Annotated in this window: 13 protein-coding genes; 6 read left to right on the top strand and 7 right to left on the bottom strand. The window is 74.3% G+C overall.

What is annotated here, in order from left to right; all coding sequences use genetic code 11:
* Nucleotides 1–131: 131 nt before the first annotated feature.
* On the bottom strand, nucleotides 132–872 hold the full coding sequence (locus ACIQG9_RS25660) for a maleylpyruvate isomerase N-terminal domain-containing protein (RefSeq protein WP_400407110.1): 741 nt from the start codon (nucleotides 870–872) through the stop codon (nucleotides 132–134).
* A gap of 113 nt (nucleotides 873–985) precedes the next feature.
* Here ACIQG9_RS25660 and ACIQG9_RS25655 point away from each other — a divergent pair, with 113 nt between their 5' ends.
* Nucleotides 986–1,429: a YbhB/YbcL family Raf kinase inhibitor-like protein gene (locus ACIQG9_RS25655; protein WP_400407108.1), complete on the top strand. Its 444-nt coding sequence runs from the start codon at nucleotides 986–988 to the stop codon at nucleotides 1,427–1,429.
* Here the strand turns inward: ACIQG9_RS25655 and ACIQG9_RS25650 are convergent.
* A complete protein-coding gene (locus tag ACIQG9_RS25650) occupies nucleotides 1,426–2,313 on the bottom strand; it encodes a phosphatase PAP2 family protein (RefSeq protein WP_400407106.1) in 888 nt (295 codons plus the stop codon). The genes ACIQG9_RS25655 and ACIQG9_RS25650 overlap by 4 nt on opposite strands.
* Before the next feature lie 83 nt (nucleotides 2,314–2,396).
* Here ACIQG9_RS25650 and ACIQG9_RS25645 point away from each other — a divergent pair, with 83 nt between their 5' ends.
* Nucleotides 2,397–3,104, top strand: a complete 708-nt coding sequence (locus ACIQG9_RS25645) for a DUF3159 domain-containing protein (protein WP_400407104.1) — start codon at nucleotides 2,397–2,399, stop codon at nucleotides 3,102–3,104.
* A 284-nt stretch (nucleotides 3,105–3,388) separates the two neighbouring features.
* Here ACIQG9_RS25645 and ACIQG9_RS25640 read toward each other — a convergent pair whose 3' ends face one another.
* A complete protein-coding gene (locus tag ACIQG9_RS25640) occupies nucleotides 3,389–6,286 on the bottom strand; it encodes a glycoside hydrolase family 48 protein (protein ID WP_400407164.1) in 2,898 nt (965 codons plus the stop codon).
* An 895-nt stretch (nucleotides 6,287–7,181) separates the two neighbouring features.
* Between ACIQG9_RS25640 and ACIQG9_RS25635 the strand changes: the two genes are divergently transcribed.
* The gene (locus ACIQG9_RS25635) at nucleotides 7,182–8,678 is read left to right on the top strand and encodes a GH1 family beta-glucosidase (protein ID WP_400407102.1); all 1,497 of its coding nucleotides are present in this window, start codon (nucleotides 7,182–7,184) and stop codon (nucleotides 8,676–8,678) included.
* A gap of 98 nt (nucleotides 8,679–8,776) precedes the next feature.
* Here the strand turns inward: ACIQG9_RS25635 and ACIQG9_RS25630 are convergent, their stop codons facing one another.
* The 3 genes from ACIQG9_RS25630 to ACIQG9_RS25620 form a co-directional block, all read right to left on the bottom strand.
* Complete coding sequence (locus tag ACIQG9_RS25630; RefSeq protein WP_400407100.1) at nucleotides 8,777–9,190, bottom strand: roadblock/LC7 domain-containing protein; 414 nt, start codon at nucleotides 9,188–9,190, stop codon at nucleotides 8,777–8,779.
* A gap of 5 nt (nucleotides 9,191–9,195) precedes the next feature.
* A complete protein-coding gene (locus tag ACIQG9_RS25625) occupies nucleotides 9,196–11,745 on the bottom strand; it encodes a nitrate- and nitrite sensing domain-containing protein (RefSeq protein ID WP_400407098.1) in 2,550 nt (849 codons plus the stop codon).
* Between the two features lie 74 nt (nucleotides 11,746–11,819).
* Nucleotides 11,820–13,247, bottom strand: coding sequence for an FGGY family carbohydrate kinase (locus ACIQG9_RS25620; protein WP_400407097.1), 1,428 nt, complete (start codon nucleotides 13,245–13,247; stop codon nucleotides 11,820–11,822).
* A 269-nt stretch (nucleotides 13,248–13,516) separates the two neighbouring features.
* On the opposite strand from ACIQG9_RS25620, the gene ACIQG9_RS25615 reads away from it, so the two are divergent.
* Nucleotides 13,517–15,436, top strand: a complete 1,920-nt coding sequence (locus tag ACIQG9_RS25615) for an anthranilate synthase family protein (protein ID WP_400407095.1) — start codon at nucleotides 13,517–13,519, stop codon at nucleotides 15,434–15,436.
* Nucleotides 15,437–15,501: 65 nt separating this feature from the next.
* Here ACIQG9_RS25615 and wrbA read toward each other — a convergent pair whose 3' ends face one another.
* A complete protein-coding gene (gene wrbA / locus ACIQG9_RS25610; protein ID WP_400407093.1) occupies nucleotides 15,502–16,119 on the bottom strand; it encodes an NAD(P)H:quinone oxidoreductase in 618 nt (205 codons plus the stop codon).
* Nucleotides 16,120–16,205: 86 nt separating this feature from the next.
* Here wrbA and ACIQG9_RS25605 point away from each other — a divergent pair, with 86 nt between their 5' ends.
* Nucleotides 16,206–16,697: a GNAT family N-acetyltransferase gene (locus ACIQG9_RS25605; protein ID WP_400407091.1), complete on the top strand. Its 492-nt coding sequence runs from the start codon at nucleotides 16,206–16,208 to the stop codon at nucleotides 16,695–16,697.
* A gap of 140 nt (nucleotides 16,698–16,837) precedes the next feature.
* Complete coding sequence (locus ACIQG9_RS25600) at nucleotides 16,838–17,905, top strand: winged helix DNA-binding domain-containing protein (protein WP_400407161.1); 1,068 nt, start codon at nucleotides 16,838–16,840, stop codon at nucleotides 17,903–17,905.
* Nucleotides 17,906–17,950 lie beyond the last annotated feature (45 nt).

Raw genomic sequence — 17,950 nt, 5'->3', positions numbered from 1 at the left:
CCACCGGCCGTGACCGGGTGGCGGGGACCGACCCGACCCGCCGGTGGAACCGCGCCGAGGCGGTCACCCGATCGTGAGCCCCGCCCGGCCACCGGCCGGTGGGGGCGGGACGGCAACGCCCGGGTCCCGGCTCAACCGCCGAAGGACAGCCAGCGGAAGCCGGCCGCTGCCACGACCTCCCGTTCCCGGTCGGTGAGCGGGGCGCGGCCGGTGGCCCTGCGGATCAGGGTGAGCCGGTCCCAGCCGAGCCCGACCGGGACCGGTCGGGCACCGGTGAGCAGGTCGGCGATCACCCGGGCGGCGGTGGGGGTGAGCCAGGGCTCGCGGCGCAGCGCCACCGCCAGGTCCAGCCCGTGCACACCGACCTCCACCACCCGGGTGACCAGGAACTCGTGCAGTGTCATCGGGTCGCCGTGCCGGGTGCGGACGAGCCGGCCGGCGGAGTGCGCCGCCACCGCCGCGTCGGTGGCCCGCCAGGCGGTGGTGAAGGCGGCCGCGGTGACCGCCGGTCCGGCCGGCTGACGGGCGTCGTCCGGCCCGGCGTGGTGTGGGCCGGTCCGTGCGCCGGCTCGCCCCGGGTCGGCGAGGTGCCGGGCCGCCTGGCGGGCGCTGTCGATCCGGGCCGCGTCGACCTCCGGGGTGAACTTCGCCGTGCCGAAGTAGCCGGCGGCGTCCACCTCGGCCCGGGGCGGCGGGGGCGCGGCCAGCATGTCGACCAGGCGGCCGGCGCCGGTGCGGACATGGGCGACGAGGTCCCGTACCGCCCAGGGTGGGCAGGGGGTGGGCCGGTCGAGGTCCGCGCCGGTCAGCGTCCGCAGGACTGCGTCCAGCCGGGCGCACTCGTCCCGGAACGCGGCGCGTACCGCCTCCATCTCGCCGTACCTCCGTGCAGTGGGTGGGGTCGTAGCCTCTCACCCGGTTTCGTCGGCGTCGGCCCGGGTACCCGCGCCGGGCCGACGAGAGGGGGCGGTCCGAGATGGCCGGCATGATGCTGCGCAGCACCGCGTTCACCGACCACGACCTGCTGCCGGGGCGCTTCGCCCGGGACGGCGGCAACGTGTCGCCACCGTTGCAGTGGTCCGACGTGCCGGCGTCGGCGACCGAGCTGCTCCTGCTGGTGGAGGACCCGGACGCCGGCCGTAGCCCGTTCCTGCACTGGCTGGTCACCGGGATCTCCCCGGCCACCGACGGGGTGTCCGAGGGCGCGGTGCCCGACGGCGGCCGGGTGTGGGCCAACGGCTTCGGCACCGCCGGCTGGGGCGGGCCGCACCCGCCGCAGGGTGAGGAGGCGCACCGGTACTTCTTCCGGCTGTACGCGCTGGAACGCCCGCTGGACCTGGCCGACGCGCCGCAGGCGGCGGACGTGCACGCGGCCCTCGCCGGCCGCGAGCTGGCCAGCGGGACGATGGTCGGGACCTACCGGCGTTAGCCCTTCCAGCGGGGCACCAGGCGGTGCACGGAGAGCAGCACCAGCGCCGCCACCACACCCATCGTGCCGGCGATGCCGGCGGCGCTGCCGGCGTACCCGATGAAGAGCGGGCGGCGGCCCAGTTCGTCGACCGGCACCTGTTGCTGGTCGAGCAGCCCGGACAGGGCCAGCCCGGAGCCGAGGACGGCGAGCAGCCCGCCGACGCCGAGCACCGTGGCCGCCACCCGGTGGGCGTCGTCCGGGGAGACCTGCGCCTGTTCGTGCTGGAAGATCAGCAGCAGCAGTCCGGCCAGCGCCGCCCAGACGCCGGCGACCAGGAAGGCGGCCACCGCGTCGCTGGGCCGGTGCCAGCCGGCGGAGAGGGTGGCCACCCCGGCGACGGCCGCGTACGCGACACCGAGGAACGCCCCGGGTACGCGCACCTTGGCCGGCAGCACCAGGATCAGCGCCAGCGCCACCGAGGCCGCGATGGTGGTGTGCCCACTGGGCAGGCTGTTGCCGACCGCGTCGCGTTGCGGGTCGATGCCGAGCGCCGGCCGGTCGATGACGTACTTGAGCACCTGGGTGGTGACGTTGGCGCCGGCGATCAGCAGGGTGGCCGAGATGGCGAGCGCCTTGCGACCCCGGATCAGGGCGATGAAGAAGATCACCACGGTGGCGGCCAGCAGGGAGACCACCGACATGGCGTTGAGGACCCGGTTGACCAGCCCGTCGATGCGGTCCTGCCCGATCCGGTTGCCGGTCAGCGCGACCGTGTCGAGCCACTGCCCGGTGCCGGTGTGCACGGCGAAGCGCCACACCAGCAGGAAGGCGGCCGTCTGGGCCAACGCCAGCACGACCAACCAGACCGCGGTCCAACCCCTTGCCGTCGCTCGCACCCGCACACCGTAGCGGCAAGCCCGGCACGTCGCTCGCGGGGCCACCGGCGGGTCCCGGATACGTTGGCATCCGGACCACGGAGGTGACGGTGACCGACAGCACCAGGCAGCGGCGACCGGCGACGGATCGGCCGGAGTCGTTGGCGGACCTGCTCGGCGGGCGCGGTGGCGCGGTGGACGCGACGCTGCCTCCGGTGGCGTTCACCGTCGGCTGGCTGGCGACGGGCCGCTCGGTGGTCGGCGGGGTGGCGGCGGCCGCGCTGGCCGGTGCGGCGGTGGCGCTGTGGCGGTGGCGGCGGGGGGACCGGCCGCGGGCGGTGCTGGTCGGGCTGCTCGCGGTCTGTGTGGCCGCGCTGGTGGCGTTGCGCACCGGCCGGGCGGTCGACTTCTTCGCGGTGCAGGTCTTCTCCAACCTGGCCAGTGCGCTGGTCTGGGTGGTGAGCATCGTGGTGCGCCGGCCGCTGCTCGGGGTGGTCGTCGGGGTGGCGCTGCGGCAGCGGGGGCGGTGGCGGCGCGATCCGGCGCTGCTGCGGGCGTACCGCCGGGGTAGCTGGATGTGGGCGGCGACGTACGTCCTGCGGGTGGTGGTCTTCCTGCCGCTCTGGCTGGGCGGTCAGGTGCTCGCGTTGACCGTGGCCCGGGTGGCGCTGACCTGGCCGCTGGTGGCGGCGGCGCTGACGGTGAGCTGGGTGGTGATCCGCCGGTCGCTGCCGGCCGGTCATCCGGGGCTGCGGCACCCGGTGGTGCCGGCGGAGGACGGGGCCGCCGCCGGAGCGGGACTGACGCCGGGAACGTGAATGGAGAGGCCGCCACGGGGGGAGCGGCCTCTCCGAGCAACACGGTACTCCGTCATGTGGCGTCGTGTGATCCCACGACGGGCACTTTTTTCGTGGCTGCCGCGCTTGGACGCGGACGGTGGACGGTGGGGTGGGCCGGCCGTCCGCTGCGTCGGCCGGACGGCCGACCCACCCCCGGCCTGACCGTGGGAATCAGGCCGCCCCACCGACCGGGCTGTCCGCTCCCCCGGGCCCGGTCGGCCTCCGGGTGGGCGGCGCCGCGCCACCCACCCGGAAGGGTCAACTCACCCGTTCGGGAACAGGTTGCCGTAGTCGGCGTACGCCATGGCGACGTCGGCCTGGGCCCAGAACCGGTGGTAGTTGAAGGTCGGCTCGGCGCCGCCCTTGAGGTACGCGTCGACCTTCGGCCAGTCCGGGTCGTTCTTGTAGAACGACCGGATGTCCAGGAAGCTCTTGCCGGGGGCGATGGCGTCGCCGTTGGGCATCTTGCCGGTCCAGCCGGACGGGATGTAGAGCCCCTGGCCGTCGGCGGCGTTGTAGACGTCGTCGAAGCGCTTGTAGTCGCCGCGCTTCTCCGGCATCGAGACGCCCTTGGTGTCGGCCGCCGCCGAGAGCGCGTCGAGCAGGCCCTTGGCGGTGTTCTTCGCCGACGCGTTGCCCGACTTGGCGGCGTACGCGATCAGGGTCCGGGCGTAGGCGGCGGCGACGCCGACGTCCTGGCCCTTCACCGTCACCTCGACGTGCAGGTTGCTGTTCGGCTGCGGGTTGATCGGGTCCCAGACGGTGGGCTGGCCGGTCCACTTCATGTCCGACGGGATCGACCAGTTGGTGCCCACCGTGGTGTTGGCGATCGCCCACGGCACCCACTTGTCGAGCAGCGCCTTGGCCTTCGCGTTGCCGGTCTGCAGGTACAGCTCGGCGATCCGCTGCATCGACCAGGCCTGCATGCCGAACCACTGGTTCGACGGCGGGTCGTTGTAGACCGGGTCGACGTCGTAGAACATGCCGTAGAAGGTGGAGGTGCCGGCCGGGGGCTGGCCGTAGTTGCCGTCCCAGCTGTTGGTGGCGCCGCCGGCGATGCCGCCCTCGGCGGACTGGAGCCAGGTGTAGAACTCCAACTGCCGGTCGAGGCTCTTCTGCCAGTCCGCGACGGCGGTCGGGGACTGCGGCTTGAGCTCGGCCACGTTGGTCAGCGCCCAGGCCGCGAACGGGTTCTGGTAGCCGAAGTGGTTGTGGCTGGAGCCGATCCGCCAGGACCAGTTCTGGTTGGCCTCGTACGCGCCACCCCAGGCGTAGTACCAGGACAGCAGGTAGTGCGCCGAGTCCTTGCCGCTGCCGGCGGCGCAGGTGCTGGCCCCGACACAGTTGCCGATCTTCTTGAAGTACTTGTCGAACATGGCGTACCGCAGGTAGTCGCCCATCTTGGCGGCCTTGGCCACGGTGGCCGCCACGTCGGCCTGCTTGCCCTGCGCCTTGGCCCAGGTCAGGGCCCAGTACGCGGCCTGAACGGCACGGGCGTCGGCGTCCGGCGCGTTGGTGTACTTCCACTGCTTGGCCGGGGCGCTGCCCTCCTTGACGAACAGGTCGAGGTAGCCGTACTGACCGCCGTGCTTGAAGGTGTCGCAGGACGGCTGGGGCACGGTCTCCCAGACCGACTCCTGGGTGCCCCGCTGGAAGGTGTTGATGTACGCCGGCCGGGTGGTGCCGTCACCGCAGCGGCCGAAGCCGTAGGTGTTGTCGACGTCCAGCAGCCAGTGCATGCCGTAGATGTCGCCGGTGCCGTAGGTGGACTGCAGCTCCGAGCGCAGCGGGTCCTGGCCGACCGAGACGGACGGCTGGAGCTGGGAGGGGTACTGGCTGGGCAGGTTGTACTCCGCGGCGTACTGCGGGGTGCCCGCGGCGCCGGCGGTGGCCTGGTCGGCGTGCGACGGGATGATGTACTTCTCCATCACCGTCCAGGCGTTGTTGAACGGCGCCCAGTTCTGGGTCACCCGGCCGTACTGGGCCTCCAGCCACAGCCAGAAGCTGAACGCCTCGGAGGTGGTCTCGTGGCCGTGGTCGGGCGCCTCGACGATCAGCGTCTCGACCGAGTGGTACGGCACGCCCTCGGGGCTGAAGTAGCCCGAGTTCTTGATCTTGCCGTACTGGTCGAGGAACTTCTTGATGTACGCGTTGTCGCCGCCGGGGGTGTCGTTGTCGATCTCGGTGACGGTGACCGCCAGCGGGGCGAGACCGGTGCCGGAGGCGGTGATGGTGGCGGTGCCGCCGACGGTGTCGGCGTCCTCCGCCGCGGCGACCGTGATGGTGACCCCGGTGCTCCAGTTGCTCGGGGTCAGCGTGACGGAGGCCGGCGAGACCGTGATGTCGGTGTCACCGGTACGGGTGAGGGTCACCGGCACGTTGCCCGTCGGCGCGGCGCTGAGCTTGAGGTTGAAGGTGGCGGTGCCGCCCTCGTTGACGCTCACCGCCGACGGGGTGGCCACCAGCACCGGGCCGGAGGCCGGGTTGACCGTGAACGTCTTCTCGGCGACCGCCACCCCGTTGGCGTTGTCGTACGCCTTGGCCTGGACGGTGTAGCTGCCGGCCGGCAGGGCGGTCAGGGTGTAGCCGTACGGCGCGGTGGTGTCGGTGTTGACCAGCAGGCCGTTGCGGTAGAACTCGACCTTGCTGATCGTCCCGTCCGGGTCGCTGGCGGTGGCGGTCAGCGGCACGTCCGCCGGGGCCTGGAAGGGCCCGGTCGGCACGCCGAGGGAGACCGTCGGCGGCTGGTTGGCCGGGGTGCCGTTGCAGGGGGTGCCGTTGAGGGTGAAGGCGGTGGGCTTAGGGTTGCTGCCCGAGTAGGAGCCGTTGAAGCCGATGGTGGTGGAGGCGCCGGTGCCGAGGCTGCCGTTGTAGCTCTCGTTGGTCGCGGTCACCTCGCTGCCGGTCTGGCTCCACTTGGCCGACCAGCCCTGGGTGACCCGCTGGCTGCTGTTCGGGAAGGTGAACTTGAGCGTCCAGCTACTGACCGCGTCGCCCAGGTTCTTGATGGTGACGTTGCCGGTGAAGCCGCTGCCCCAGTCGTTGGTGGCGTAGACCACGTCGCAGGCCGGCGCGGCCTGGGCCGCGCTGGCCGGCAGGCCCACCCCGCCGATGGCGAGTGCGGTGGCGGCGAGCATCGCCGTGCGGCGACGTCTTGCCATGAGTCTCATGTGCGCGGTGTCTCCTCGGACCGGGCCGGGGCTGCGGGCCCCGGCGGAGGCACCTCCACGCGCGGGAACAGGGGTGCGCGGGGGGACGGAGGCGCCGGGATGGTGGTCGGTCCGGCCGGTGGGGCCGGGCGGGGACGGGGTACGACCTGGGAAGGAAGCGCCGTGCCGTTCCCTGGGTGCCGTCCGGGAGACCCGGATGCCCTCGGCGACCCACGCTCGCGCGAGCTGGCTCCGCTGCGTTGAATCGACAGTGTGCCATGGAAGCGCTCCCACAACAACCACCCGACCGAAACCCAGATCCATGTTTCGATCTCGTTTAGGGGCTTTCACAAAGCCGTGACGGGCGTTACAGTCGCAGCATCGCCGATGGGAGCGCTTCCATCGACGGAGATGCAACAAAGAAGATCGACCGTGGTCGCCCGACCACGGGGTTCAGCCCCGAACGGCTGACGACGGGCCAGCCCGGACACCGTCGCCAGCCACCAGCCCACCAGCACGGAGGGAGGTGGAACCAGAGCCACTCGCGTGGCCCGGCTCCCGCGCGACACGCACGGCCGGACGCCAATTCGAGCGTGCGTGTGTGCAACAGAGGTGGGGACGGGGGTTGCCCTCCCCCGTCCCCACACTAAACCCCCGTACACGACGGGAAAAGAGGCCGACGGGACAGGCGTACGCGCCGCCCGGCCGGCCTCGATCGCTATCTGCTCCCGGCAGGCGGGCCGACCGTCCTCGACGGCGCCCGTCACACTCCCACTTCCCCATCCCGGCCGCCCGCGCGTGGCCCTCTAGGCTGGCGGTCCGCCCCCGAGGCGGCCGGGCCGTCGCATGCCCGCGCTGGGAGCGCTCCCGGCCGTCGGGGTGGCCCGCACCCTGAGGAGAAAAACCCATGTCGATACTCACCCGACGGCGCCTGCTGCGCGACGCCGCGCTCTCCGCGACCGCCACCGCCGGCGCCGGGCTGTCCGCCGCCGCGGGCGGCGCCGGCCTGGCCGCGGCCACCGGCGTCCTGACCGCCGGCTGCGACTCGCCGCCGGGTGGCGACCCGACGGCCGGGCCCGCCCCGGACCGGCTGCGCTTCCCGCGCGACTTCGGCTGGGGCGCCGCCACCTCCGCGTACCAGATCGAGGGCGCCGCCAAGGAGGACGGCCGGGGCGAATCGGTCTGGGACACCTTCAGCCACACCCCCGGACGCACCCGCAACGGCGACACCGGCGACGTGGCCGCCGACCACTACCACCGCTGGGCCGACGACCTGGACCTGATGCGCGACCTCGGGCTGGGCAGCTACCGGTTCTCCGTGTCCTGGCCCCGGATCCAGGCCGACGGCACCGGCAAGCCCAACCAGCGCGGCCTCGACTTCTACAAGCGGCTGGTCGACGGGCTGCACGAACGCGGCATCGCCCCGATGGTCACCCTCTTCCACTGGGACCTGCCGCAGGCGTTGCAGGACGCCGGCGGGTGGGAGAACCGGGACACCGTCCACCGGTTCGCCGACTACGCCGACGCGGTCTTCCGTGGCCTCGGCGACCGGGTGCCGGTCTGGCTGACCGTCAACGAGCCGAAGACCGTGGTGCAGAACGGCTACCTCTGGGGCCACCACGCCCCCGGCCGGCAGGACCCGGACGCCGCCTACCTGGTCGCCCACCACCTCCAGCTCGCCCACGGCCTGGCCGTCCGCGCGCTACGCGCCACCGGGCACGACACCCGGATCGGCCCGGCGCTCAACCTGCACCCCTGCTACCCGGCCGACGACAGCCCCGCCGCCGCCGCAGCCGCGAAGCTGCACGACGGGTACGAGAACCGGCTCTACCTCGACCCGATCTTCACCGGCGCCTACCCCGCCGACGTCCTGGCCCACCTCGGCCCGGACAGCCGGATGGTGCGCGCCATCCGCGACGGCGACCTGGCCACCATCGCCACCCCGGTGGACCTGCTCGCGGTGCAGTACTACACCCCGCTCTACCTGACCGGCGACCGGAACACCGTCACCCGCTGGCCCACCTCCGAGGCGGACTGGCAGCAGATCTACCCGCAGGGCATGTACGACATCCTGACCCGGGTCACCCGCGACTACGGGCCGGTCCCGATCACCGTCACCGAGAACGGGCTGCCCTGCCCGGACACCCTCGGCCCGGACGGCACCGTCGACGACGCCGGCCGGATCGCCTTCCTGCGCGACCACTTCACCGCCGCCCACCGGGCCATCGCCGACGGCGTGCCGCTGGAGAGCTACCACGTGTGGTCGCTGCTGGACAACTTCGAGTGGGCCGAGGGGTACGACCAGCGCTGGGGACTGGTCTACGTGGACTACCCGACCCAGCGCCGCATCCCGAAGGCCAGCGCCCACTGGTACCGCCAGGTGATCCGGGACAACGGCCTGTAGGCCGTACGCCGGGGACCGGGCCGGCACGGCCGGACCGCGTGGGGGCGGTCCGGCCCGGCGCCGGTGGGCGGCTGCCCGCCCGGCCCGGCCGCCGCCGGTCAGCGGGGCAGGGCCTGCTGCAACTCGGCGCGCAGCGCCGGGGTCAGCATCTCGCCGGCCTGCTTGGCCAACCGGGCCATCTCGTAACCGACCACGCCGATGTCCGCGTCCCCGGCGGCCAGGGTGGCCAGGATCGAACCGTCGCGGATCTGCATGACCAGGAAGTAGCCGCGGCCCATCTCCACCACCGTCTGCTTGACGACGTCGCCGTCGAACATCTGGGCCGCGCCCGCGGTGATGCTCATCAGCCCCGAGGTTACCGCGGCAAGCTTGTCCGCGTGGTCCCGGGGCAGATGCGCCGAGATCGCCACCAGCAGCCCGTCCGAGGAGACCACCACCGCGTGGGACACCCCGGGCACCCGCTCCGCGAACGCGGTGACCAGCCAGCTCAGATCCCGTGCCTCCTGGCTCAACGTCGTCACTGTCGTTCCCCTTCGCTACGCACACCCGCCGGCGGCAAGATTATCTCCGTGGTGTCCTCGGCCTCCGCCCGGCGCACCCCGCTGTAGAGGCGGGACAGCATGCCGCCCACCGCCGCCGGGTCCGGGTCGTCCCGCACCTGCGACGGCTGCGGCCGGGCCGGCTCGGTCACCGAGGTCAACTGTGCCATCGGCACCCGCACCGGCAGGCCCCGCGCGTTGGTGCCCCCGGTCACCGGGGTGGCCGGCGGCGCCGGGGTGGTCTCCCCCGTCGACACCGGCGCGGACGACGCCGGACCGTGCCGGGACCACCAGCCGCCGCCACCGTCCGCCGGCGGGCCGGCGGCCGGCGACAGCACGTCCTCGGCACGGACCGGCACCGGACGTGCCCCGGCCGGCGGAGTCTGGTCCGGACGGCGACCGGCCACCGGCAGCTCGGCCGGCCGGGCCGGGCCGGGCTGGCGCGGCACCTCAACCGGCCGGGTCGCCCCGGCGACCGCGGTGGTGAGCATCCGCGGCGACATCGCCGGATCCAGCTCCCGCGCCGGGGCCGGGGCGAGCAGGGTGGGCGGCAGCACGATCCGGGCGACCAGCCCCTGCGCCCCGCCGGCCAGCCGCACCCGGACGCCGTGCCGGGCGGCGAGGTGGCTGACCACGAACAGTCCCATCCGTTCGACCGCCGCCACGTCCGCCGCCGGCGGGGCGGCGAGCACCCCGTTGGCCTGCTCCAACGCGGCCGGGCTCATGCCGAGCCCCTGGTCGACGAGCTCCACCACCGCCCCACCGTCCTCGGCCCACGCGGTCACCCGGACCAGGGTGTCCGGACGGGAGAAGGCGGTGGCGTTCTCCAGCAGCTCGGCCAGCAGGTGCACCAGCTCGCCGATGGCGTGCCCGACGACGTACAGGTCAGCCGCCACGTCGTGCCGGACCCGCTGGTACTGCTCGATCTCGGCGCTGGCGGCGAGCAGCACCGCGCCCAGCCCCACCGGCCGGTTCCACCGCCGGGTGGACTCGGTGCCGGCGAGCACCAGCAGGCTCTCGTCGTTACGGCGCATCCGGGCGGCCAGGTGGTCCAGCTTGAACAGGTTCTCCAACTGGTCCGGGTCGGCCTCCTCCCGCTCCAGGTCGTCCAGCAGTTCGAGCTGCCGCTCCACCAGCACCTGGCTGCGCCGGGCCAGGTTGACGAACATCGCGTTGACGGTGCGCCGGGTCTCCGCCTGCTCCACCGCCACGCTGACCGCGCTGCGGTGCACCGCGACGAACGCCTCGGCCAGCTCGCCGATCTCGTCGAGCGACCGCACCACGGCGGGCGGCACGTCGATCGCCGGCACCCCACCGCCGACCGAACGGAGCCGGTCCAGGGCCTGCGGCAGCTCGATCTGGGCGATCCGCAGGGCCTGGCCGCGCAGGAGCTGCATCGAGTTGGCGATGTACCGGCCGATCAGCGCGGCCAGCAGCACGGCCAGGGCGAGCACCACCACGATGCCGCCGACCACCAGCAGGGTGGTCCGTAGCTGCGCGCCGCTCACCTCGTCGGCCCGGGTCACCGCGTCGTCCAGCACCCGGGTCTCCAACTGCCGCAGCAGCCCCTGCCGCTGCTCGCTGGCCGCCCACCACTGTGGAGCGGGCAGCACCTCCGGCCGGGCGGTGCCGCCGGTGGCGAGGCTCTTCTCCTCCAGCCGGGTGGCGTTGACGAAAGCCTCGTCGCGCGAGGTCCGGTCGTACGCCTCGATCTGGCCGTTGGTGGCCGCCACCCGGAACGCGCCCAGCGCGGACAACTGCTGGGACCGCAGGTCGGTGAGGGTCACCTGGTCGTCCAGGTCGTACCGGCCGGCGCGGCCGGCCGCGTAGAGCTGAGCCCGGATCCGCGAGGACAGCTCCTTGACCCGGGCGAGCTGGACGTAACGCAGCACCGCCTCGGTCAGCTCGGGACGGTCCGGCCCGGGGCTCGGCTCGGCCAGGAGGCTGAGCAGCGTCTCCACCGCCCGGTGGTAGTTGCCGAGGATGGTGTCGCTGCTCAGCACCGCCGGCGGCACCGCCGCCCGGATGTAGACCACCTGGTCGTACGCCTCCGTCGCCTCGGCGTAGGCGACCTGCCAGGCGGCGTCGGAGTCGGCCAGCGGCTCGGCGGCCTCGCGCAGCTCCGCGAAGGCCGCGTCGCTGGCGGCCTGCAACGGCTTGAGGGCGGCCACCGCCGCGTCCCGGTCGGCGGAGTTCCCGGAGCGGCGCAGCGCGGCCAGCTCGCCGGCGCTGCGGTCACGTTCCTGCTGGAGCCGGTCCACCAGGGTGGTGATCTGCCGGCCGATGCCGACCTGCTGGGCGAAGTCGCTCAACGCGGTGGTCCGCCCGACCAGCCCGGCGGTCTGCACCCCGGCCAGCACCAGGAAGGCCACCGACGGGATGACCAGGACGGTGACGAGTTTGGTGCGCATCCGCCAGTCCCGCAGCCGCAACGGGGACCGCCGCCGGTGCGGCACGACCCGCTCGTCGAACCGGTTCCGGCCGAGGGGCGACTCGGCACCCGGTGTCGGGTCGGGCCCTGCGCCCACGTCTTGCCTCCTCGGTCCCCCGCCGCTCCCGGCGACGGGGAGCGGAATCCATCCAACCAGTCCCGGGAGCTGTGTCAACGGGCCGACGGCGCATCCGGACGGACGGACCTGCCGGAACCGGCGGGCGAGGTCGGCGAGGGGTCCTCCTCCGTACGGTTGGTGCCGGCGAGCTCATCCGCCTGAGCTATCCGCCCCAGGGCCACCAGCGCGGCGCCGATGGCACCGATCTCCGGCTCGTCGCGGTGCCGGACCGGCCGGGGCGCGAGCGCGCCGGCGAACGCCGCACGCCACCACGGGGAGGCGGTCACCGCTCCCCCGCCGAGCACCACCTCGACCGGGGCGTCGACACCGGACTCCAGCACCACGAGGTCGTCGGCGACCATCCGGCACAGCCCGGTCATCAGTCCGGCGAGGATCTCCACGCCGGTGCTGGAGAAGCTGAGCCCGCGCAGCTCACCGGAGCCGGCCGGGGCCAGGCCGGGCGGCCGGTCCCCGCCCAGGCGCGGGTTGGCCCCGACCCCGCCGTCCGGCGGCACCCGGGCCAGCGCCGCGTCCAGGTCGGCGCCCTCGGGCAGCCGCAGCGTCCGGTGCGCCCAGGCGAAGAGGTTCCCCCCGCACGAGTACGCCGCCCCGGTCACCACGTACTCGTGGTCCACCCGGTAGCGCCACAGCCGCTCGGGCAGCGGCGGCAGGTCCACGCCGGCCGGGGCCCGCTGGACCAGCCGCACCGCGGCGGAGGTGCCCACCGTCACCGCCGCCCGGCGCGGGTCGACACAGCCGGAGCCGACGTTGGAGGCGGCCCCGTCGCCGACCGGGGCGGCCCAGGCGGCGGTGGCGAGCTGGGGCCACCGGCGGGCGTGCTCGGGGCGGAGCGTGCCGCGCCAGCGCGTCGGGGCCAGCTCCGGCAGCTCCCCCGGCCGGACCCCGGCCAACGCGAGCGCCTCGGCGTCCCAGTCCAGGGTGCGCAGGTCCAGCAGGCCGGTGCCGGAGGCCATCGACACCGACATCGGCGCGGTGTCGAGCAGTTGGCCGAGGACGTACTCGACCAGGCCGGCGAAGCGGGCCACCCCGGCGACCCGGTCCCGCAGCCAGGGCAGCCGCACCGACCAGTAGCAGCGGTGCCACCAGGTCCCGGTACGGCGGTGGAACTCGTCGGGGTCAGCCGGGCCGGCCGCCCCGGACGGCGGGGTGGGCCGGGTGTCCAGCCAGGTCAGCACCGGCCCGAGCGGATCACCGGCGCGGTCCAGGGGCACCACCGAGTGCCACTGCGCGGAGATCGCGACCAGCGCCACGTCCCGCAGGTGACCGGCGGCGGCCAGGTCGTCCAGGCACTCGGCCAGGCAGGCGAGGTAGCCGGCGGCGTCCAGGGTGCCGGCGCCGTCGTCGGTGACGGCCAGGTGCACCTTGCGCCGTGCCAGCGCTCCGGGCAGCGGCTCGGCGTCGGCGTCCAGCACGAGCCCGCGTACCGAGGAGGTGCCCAGGTCGAGAGCGAGAATGTCCATCGCGGGTCACGGTACCCGGCGGCCCGGCCGGCCAACCCATGATCGGCGGCCGGCACGAGCCCCCGTGGTGGGAACGGCTTTCCCGCCGGACGCGGGCCACGTATGGTGTCGGCATGCCCGCGCACCCGACCTGCTGGTGGCCCGCCGACCCGGCGGCCACCCCCCGCGCGTAGCTTTCCACGCGGCCGCCCGACGAGGCGGCCGCCGGTCTCTCCCCGGCTCCCGGGGCCGCCCGACGACCAGGCGGCCCGGCCCAGGAGGAGACCCCGATGACCCGCCCGCACCACCTGCTCGCCGCCGTCGCCGACGGCGTCGACCCCGGCCCGTTCGCCCTCGTCCGCCGCGAGGGGGCCGACCACGTCGCGCTCTACACCGGACCGGTACGCGTCGCCGACCGCCTCGCCGACCTGCCGCTGCCCGACGCCGGACCGGGGCCGGCGACGTTGGCGCTGGTGCCGTACCGGCAGATCACCGAACGCGGCTTCGACTGCGTCGACGACGGGACCCCGCTGGAGTACCTGGCGGTCGACGCGCACGCCGAGTTGCCGCTGGCCGACGTGCTCGCCGCGCTGCCGGACGCGCCGGTGGTGACCACGGACGCCGCCTTCGACGTCGACGACGCCGCGTACGCCCGCACCGTCGAGCGGGTGCTGGCCGAGGAGATCGGCCGGGGTGAGGGCGCCAACTTCGTCGTGCACCGCACCCTGCGGGCCACCGTGCAGGGGTCGCCACTGGGCGCGGCGCTGGCCGCACTGCGTCGGCTGCTGGTCCACGAGCGGGGCGCGTACTGGACGTTCCTGGTGCACACCGGCACCCGGATCCTGGTCGGCGCGAGCCCCGAACGGCACGTCAGCGTCGACGACGGCCTGGTCATGATGAACCCGATCAGCGGCACGTTCCGGCACTCCGGTGCGGCGGCCGACCGGGACGCCCTGCTGCGTTTCCTGCGCGACCCCAAGGAGGTCGAGGAGTTGTACATGGTCCTCGACGAGGAGCTGAAGATGATGGCCACCGTGGCGACGCACGGCGGCCAGGTGGTCGGGCCGTACCTGAAGGAGATGGCGCACCTGGCGCACACCGAGTACCTGCTGGCCGGGCGGGGCTCGAAGGACGTGCGGGAGGTGCTGCGGGAGACCATGTTCGCCCCGACGGTGACCGGCAGCCCGATGCAGAACGCCTGCCGGGTGATCGCCCGGCACGAGCGCACCGGCCGGCGCTACTACTCGGGGGTGCTGGCCCTGCTCGGCCGGGACGCCGAGGGCCGGCAGACGTTGGACGCCCCGATCCTGATCCGGACGGCGGAGATCTCCCCCACCGGCCAGCTACGGGTGTCGGTCGGGGCGACCCTGGTGCGACACTCCACGGCGGCCGGCGAGGTCGCCGAGACGCACGCCAAGGCGGCCGGGGTGCTCGCCGCGTTGGGGCTCGGTCCACAGGCGCCGGCCACCGGCCCGCACCCGCCGGTACGGCTCGCCGACGACCCGGAGGTGCGGGCGGTACTCGCCGCGCGTAACGCCCCGCTGGCCCGGTTCTGGCTGGACCAGCGGCTCCCCGGGGCGACGGCGCTGCCGGGGCTGACCGGCCGCCGGGTGCTGGTGGTGGACGGGGAGGACACCTTCACCGGGATGCTCGCCCACCAACTCGGCGCGCTGGGCCTGCTGGTGGACGTCCGGCCGTGGCACGCGCCCGGCCCGCAGGACGGGTACGACCTGGTGGTGGTCGGCCCCGGCCCGGGTGACCCGGGGGCGGTCGACGACCCGAAGATGGCGGTGCTGCGGGGGCTGCTGACCGGTCGGCTCGACGCCGGCCGGCCCACCCTGGCCGTCTGCCTCGGCCACCAGTTGCTCGCCGGGTTGCTGGGGTTGCCGCCGCACCGGCGGGATGCGCCCTACCAGGGCCTGCAACGCCAGGTGCCGGTCTTCGGGGTGCCCCGCCGGGTCGGCTTCTACTCGACGTTCACGGCGCGGGCGGCCAGCGACCGGGTCGGTTCGCCGTACGGGCCGGTGGAGCTGTCCCGCGACCCGGGTGACGGGTCGGTGCACGCGCTGCGCGGGGCGGGCTTCGCCGGGGTGCAGTTCCACCCGGAGTCGGTGCTCAGCCGGGACGGCATGGCGGTCCTGGCCGACCTGCTCGGGCATCTGCTCGCCCATCCGGCGCTGGCCGCGCCCGGCACGCCCGGCCGGGGGTAGCGGCAGCGGCGACCGGTGGCCCCGGCGGGCGGGAGCCCGCCGGCCGGCCACCGGTCGTCGGCCGGTCAGCCGGCGAGGCCGCGCTTGACCGCGCCGCCGATCTGCACCGCCCGCTTCGCGGTCAGCGCGGTGGCCGCGAGCACCACGTGGTCCGGGGCGATCTCCCCGTTGTTGCTGGTGTGCGAGGCGCCGTACGGGTTGCCGGCGACGAACTGGCTCGGGTCGGTGTAGCCGGGGGTGACCACGATGCCACCCCAGTGGTAGAAGATCGTGAACAGCGAGAGCAGGGTCGACTCCTGGCCGCCGTGCGAGGTGGCGGTGGAGGTGAAGCCGCTGTAGACCTTGTTCGCCAGGGCGCCGTTGGCCCACAGCGGTCCGGTGGTGTCGATGAACTGCTTGAGCTGGGCGGCGATCATGCCGTACCGGGTGGGCGATCCGAAGATCACCACGTCGGCCCAGGACAGGTCGTCGATCTCGACCTCCATCACGTCCTGGGTCTCCAGGCGGTGCGCCTGCCAGCCCGCGTTGGAGCGGATCGCCTCGTCCGGTGCCAGCTCCCGCACCTTGCGCAGGCGTACCTCGGCGCCCGCCTCGCCGGCCGCCTCGCTGGCCGCCTGCGCCATCTGGTAGGTGATGCCGGTCGCGCTGTAGTAGATCACCGCTGCCTTGACCTGGCCGTCCATCGTCACATTCCTCCTCGATTCGGGTCAGCTCCGGCGACTACCCGAGGGGTGGCCGGGCAAACGTTTCTCCGTGGCATGATCCGGACATGGAGCTGCGCACCGCCACCGCCGCGGACTGGCCGGGCATCTGGCCGTTCCTGCGGGAGATCGTCGACGCCGGGGAGACGTACACCTGGCCCCGTGACGTCACCGAGGACGACGCCCGGCGACGGTGGCTGGTCGGGCCGCCCGGCCGGACGGTGGTCGCGGTGGACCCGGACGGGACGGTCCTCGGGTCGGCGAAGCTGGTCCCCAACCAGGAGGGGCCGGGCGACCACGTGGCCAACGCCGGCTTCATGGTCGCCCCGGCCGCCGCCGGCCGGGGGGTCGGCCGGGCACTCGGGGCGTACGTGCTGGACCTGGCCCGGGCCGAGGGCTACCGGGCGATGCAGTTCAACGCGGTGGTGGCCAGCAACACCCGCGCGGTGGCGCTGTGGCGGTCGCTCGGCTTCGACGTGGTCGGCCGGGTGCCGGAGGGTTTCCGCCACCCGCACCTCGGCCTGGTCGACCTGCTGGTGATGTACCGCCGGCTGGGCTGACCGGGCGGCCGCTCGGGACTCGCCTGCTTCGGCTCAGGGTTCACGGCGGGGCGGTCCGCGCCGAGCACCCGCTGTCGGTGGGCGTCCATATGCTGGCCGGCGTGGTGGAGCTGACCGGTGCCGAGGCGCTGACGTTGCGGATGACCGCCCTGTTGCTGCGCGAGCACCCGCGCGGCCGGCGCACCGGCGTCGCCGGGGTGGTGGAGTGGTTCGGGGCGATGCAGGCCCAGGACGCGGCGAGCGGGCTGTGGTCACTGGGGCTGCGGCTGCCCGGGTGCACCGAGGCCGACGTGCGGGCCGCCCTGGAGCGGCGGGAGGCGCTGCGCACCTGGCCGATGCGGGGCACCGTGCACCTGGTGCCGTCCCGGGACGCCCGCTGGATGCTGGAGCTGACCGGCGTCCGCGCGCTGGCCGGGGCGGAGCGCCGCCGGGCGGTCCTCGGGCTCACCCAGGCCGAGGCCGACCGGGCCGCCGACGTGCTCGGCGCGGCCCTGGCCGGTGGCGGCCGGCTGACCCGCGCCGCGTGTCTGGCCACCCTGGCCTCGGCCGGCGTCGACACCGCCAACCAGCGCGGCTACCACCTGCTCTGGTACGCCAGTCAGCGGGGCGTCACCTGCGTCGCCCCGCACGTGGGCACCGAACAGACCTTCGCCCTGCTCGACGAGTGGGCCCCCGACCCGCACCGGCCGGAGCGGGACGAGGCGCTGGGCATCCTGGCCCGGCGCTACTTTCGCAGCCACGGGCCGACCACCCGGCGGGACTTCGTCGGCTGGACGGGGCTGACGGCCGCCGACGCGGAGCGGGCCGTCGCGGTCGCGGTCGCCGCCGGGGAGCTGACCGGGGTACGGGTCGACGGGGTGGCGGCGTACCTCGACCCGGCCCTGCTCGACGCGCCCCGCCTCCCGGTGGACGACGTGCACGTGCTGCCCGGGTTCGACGAGTACCTGCTGGGCTTCAAGGACCGCACCCTGATGCTCGACCCGGCCCACCTGGCGGCGGTGATCCCCGGCGGCAACGGCGTCTTCCAGGCCACCGTGGTACGTGGCGGGCGGGTGGTCGGCACCTGGAAGCGGCGGACCGGCAGGGCCGGGGTCACCGTGACGGTGCAGCCCCTGGTCCCGTTGGGCGTCACGGTGCGCCGCCGGGTCGAGTCGGCGTTGGCGGGTTACGCCCGGTTCCTCGGCCTGCCGCTGCACACCGCCTGGTAGCCCCGCCCCCACGGGATTCGCCGGTCCCCCGCCCCCGCCCTCACG

The organism is Micromonospora sp. NPDC092111 (assembly GCF_044755745.1).
GTDB lineage: Bacteria > Actinomycetota > Actinomycetes > Mycobacteriales > Micromonosporaceae > Micromonospora.
This window is presented reverse-complemented; position numbering and strand designations above follow the sequence as displayed.

Coding starts and splice junctions, on each gene's coding strand:
- wrbA (WP_400407093.1), bottom strand. CDS start 16,119: ATGGACGGCCAGGTCAAGGCAGCGGTGATCTACTACAGCGCGACCGGC.
- ACIQG9_RS25635 (WP_400407102.1), top strand. CDS start 7,182: ATGTCGATACTCACCCGACGGCGCCTGCTGCGCGACGCCGCGCTCTCC.
- ACIQG9_RS25605 (WP_400407091.1), top strand. CDS start 16,206: ATGGAGCTGCGCACCGCCACCGCCGCGGACTGGCCGGGCATCTGGCCG.
- ACIQG9_RS25655 (WP_400407108.1), top strand. CDS start 986: ATGATGCTGCGCAGCACCGCGTTCACCGACCACGACCTGCTGCCGGGG.
- ACIQG9_RS25620 (WP_400407097.1), bottom strand. CDS start 13,247: ATGGACATTCTCGCTCTCGACCTGGGCACCTCCTCGGTACGCGGGCTC.
- ACIQG9_RS25615 (WP_400407095.1), top strand. CDS start 13,517: ATGACCCGCCCGCACCACCTGCTCGCCGCCGTCGCCGACGGCGTCGAC.
- ACIQG9_RS25640 (WP_400407164.1), bottom strand. CDS start 6,286: ATGGCAAGACGTCGCCGCACGGCGATGCTCGCCGCCACCGCACTCGCC.
- ACIQG9_RS25660 (WP_400407110.1), bottom strand. CDS start 872: ATGGAGGCGGTACGCGCCGCGTTCCGGGACGAGTGCGCCCGGCTGGAC.
- ACIQG9_RS25600 (WP_400407161.1), top strand. CDS start 16,838: ATGACCGCCCTGTTGCTGCGCGAGCACCCGCGCGGCCGGCGCACCGGC.